Annotated in this window: 4 protein-coding genes and 1 pseudogene; 3 read left to right on the top strand and 2 right to left on the bottom strand. The window is 44.5% G+C overall.

Annotated elements, in window-relative coordinates:
- Positions 1-40 precede the first annotated feature (40 nt).
- The 3 genes and pseudogenes from F6K49_RS43310 to F6K49_RS53940 all read left to right on the top strand — a co-directional run bounded on the left by F6K49_RS43310 (position 41) and on the right by F6K49_RS53940 (position 1,417).
- Positions 41-949 (top strand): MBL fold metallo-hydrolase, encoded by a 909-nt coding sequence (locus tag F6K49_RS43310; RefSeq protein ID WP_293039572.1) that lies wholly within the window; start codon positions 41-43, stop codon positions 947-949.
- A gap of 218 nt (positions 950-1,167) precedes the next feature.
- Positions 1,168-1,308: pseudogene (locus F6K49_RS53945) on the top strand (hypothetical protein); the annotation flags it as partial.
- The gene (locus F6K49_RS53940; RefSeq protein ID WP_366514309.1) at positions 1,241-1,417 is read left to right on the top strand and encodes a hypothetical protein; all 177 of its coding nucleotides are present in this window, start codon (positions 1,241-1,243) and stop codon (positions 1,415-1,417) included. The pseudogene F6K49_RS53945 and the gene F6K49_RS53940, both read left to right, overlap by 68 nt.
- A 72-nt stretch (positions 1,418-1,489) precedes the next feature.
- On the opposite strand, the gene F6K49_RS43300 is transcribed toward F6K49_RS53940, so the two are convergent.
- Positions 1,490-1,618: a hypothetical protein gene (locus F6K49_RS43300; RefSeq protein ID WP_293025882.1), complete on the bottom strand. Its 129-nt coding sequence runs from the start codon at positions 1,616-1,618 to the stop codon at positions 1,490-1,492.
- A gap of 174 nt (positions 1,619-1,792) precedes the next feature.
- Positions 1,793-2,122, bottom strand: a 330-nt coding sequence (locus tag F6K49_RS43295; RefSeq protein ID WP_293107834.1) for a hypothetical protein, incomplete at its 5' end; no start/stop codon positions are given.

The raw sequence follows: 2,122 nt of genomic DNA, 5'->3' as shown, positions 1-2,122 counted from the left end.
TCACTGATGAACTAACTGCAAAAGCCTGCAAGGAAAAATTATGTCTAATACCCACAACTTATTCACTATTCGTTTTTGGGGCGTCAGAGGTAGTATTGCCTGTCCAGGACCAGAAACAGTTCGGTATGGAGGCAACACACCTTGTATAGAGATGCGAGTTGGTCATGAGCGTCTAATTTTTGATGGTGGCACAGGGTTGCGAGTTTTGGGACAGTCTCTACTCAAGGAGATGCCGGTAGAAGCTCATCTATTTTTTACCCACTCTCATTGGGATCATATTCAGGGTTTCCCTTTCTTTACCCCTGCCTTTATTAAAAAGAATTGTTTCCATATTTATGGCACCTGCGCACCTAACGGTGCGACCATCGAGAATCGTCTAACTGATCAGATGACCCACCCAAATTTTCCAGTTCCCTTGCAAATTATGCAATCGAAAAAGAAGTTCTATAACCTTGAGATCGGAGAAACAGTCAAGATTGGTGAGATTACGGTAGAAAATGCGCCCTTGAACCATCCTGGTGAAGCCGTTGGCTATCGAGTTAACTGGCGAGGCTATTCAGCTGCCTACATCACTGACACAGAACATCTCGAAGAGGGTTTAGATAAAAATGTCCTGCGGCTGGCCCGTCATGCGGACGTGATGATTTACGACGCTGCCTACACTAATGAAGAATACTACTCTGAGGTATCAAGCAAAATGGGTTGGGGACATTCCACCTGGCAGGAAGCTATTAATGTTGCTCGAGCTGCTAATGCCAAAAAATTGGTTATCTTCCATCATGACCCCCTGCATAATGATGATGTTTTGGACCATATCGGAGAACAGGCTGTTAAGGAGTTTTCTAATACGATTATGGCGCGGGAAGGTCTGGAAATTGAGCTAGTGCAATCTTCTGGGTCACATCTGCTTGAGGTTAAGGATGGGAAAATGCCTCTGAGCAAAGTTTAATATAGCAATTTTCAAGGTCGTGAGGTACAAAATGCTGGGTTTTAGGGAGCAGGGAGTAGGGAGTAGGGAGTAGGGGGAAATAAATTGAATTTACCTCATAAGCATGAACAACAGTATGATCAACGCTATATCTAAAAATAAAATTGCCAATTACTAATTAACAATTAACTGTCATAAAATAACTGACTTGAAAAGTGATTAACTGTAATTAACATCACATGCTTCTTATAGTCATAGGCGGTCTTTTTAAAGTAAAGACCGCCTATAAAGTGCTGCTGATATTTTGTAAGCATTCAGCGGTCAGCGGTCAGCGGTCAGCGGTCAGCGGTCAGCGGTCAGCGGTCAGCGGTCAGCGGTCAGTGGTCAGTGGTCAGTGGTCAGCGGTCAGCGGTCAGCGGTCAGCGGTCAGCGGTCAGCGGTCAGCTTCTTTTATTAAAAAGCTGTTTCCGTAGCTTGGTCAATAGCTGATAATAGCTGATAATAGCTGATACGCGACACGCTGATACGCGACACGCTGATAGCTGAATGCTTACTTATTATCTAAGCTGCAACTTTAGCTTGCTCAGAGACTTGGGGTGCTGCTTTTAGAGATGTTTGGAGAGATTCTAGCTGAGCCGATAGGTTTTGGTTTTGACTTTGGAGTGCTTCAACTAGCACAATTTCTTTCACCAGAACTTGAGGATTTCTGATGCTTGTGGATGGTTCAGAAGCATCAGAAGTATTCTTGATGCCATCGCGAATGGGGGTTCCACCCTTTGGCCGACTGCATCCCTTGGTGTAGCCTAAGAAAGTTTGAGCAGAGGCAAACTGATAGATTGCAGCTTTTACGTTTCTCTGCTGCCATCATATCCCTAGGTTTTCAAGCACTGGTTGCTGGGTAACTACTAACGGTTCCATTAACGGTTCCATAACTGTTATCGGTTTCTCCATGACCACGGTCCCAGAAACCTTCTTTGCCATCGGTACGCTGGCAGCATCAGCAAATTTTACTTCTTGATAAGCAACCACATTATCTAGCTTCTGTTGCTTCTGTGTGTTCAGCTCGCATGTTGAAACTTGTAGTTGTTGAATTAACTTTTCCTTTTCCTGAAGAGCTTGCTCGATAGTGTCTAACTCAGACTCAATGGTAGCTGACTTCCGGGAAGAGTCCTGCCACCCAGCTACAGTAGCATT

It is taken from the genome of Moorena sp. SIO3I6 (genome assembly GCF_010672095.1).
The sequence above is the reverse complement of the archived record's forward strand: the minus strand, read 5'-3'. Positions and strand labels throughout refer to the sequence as shown.

Bases quoted from the DNA above. Each gene is read 5' to 3' on its own strand.
- F6K49_RS43310 (WP_293039572.1), top strand. From the start codon at position 41: ATGTCTAATACCCACAACTTATTCACTATTCGTTTTTGGGGCGTCAGA.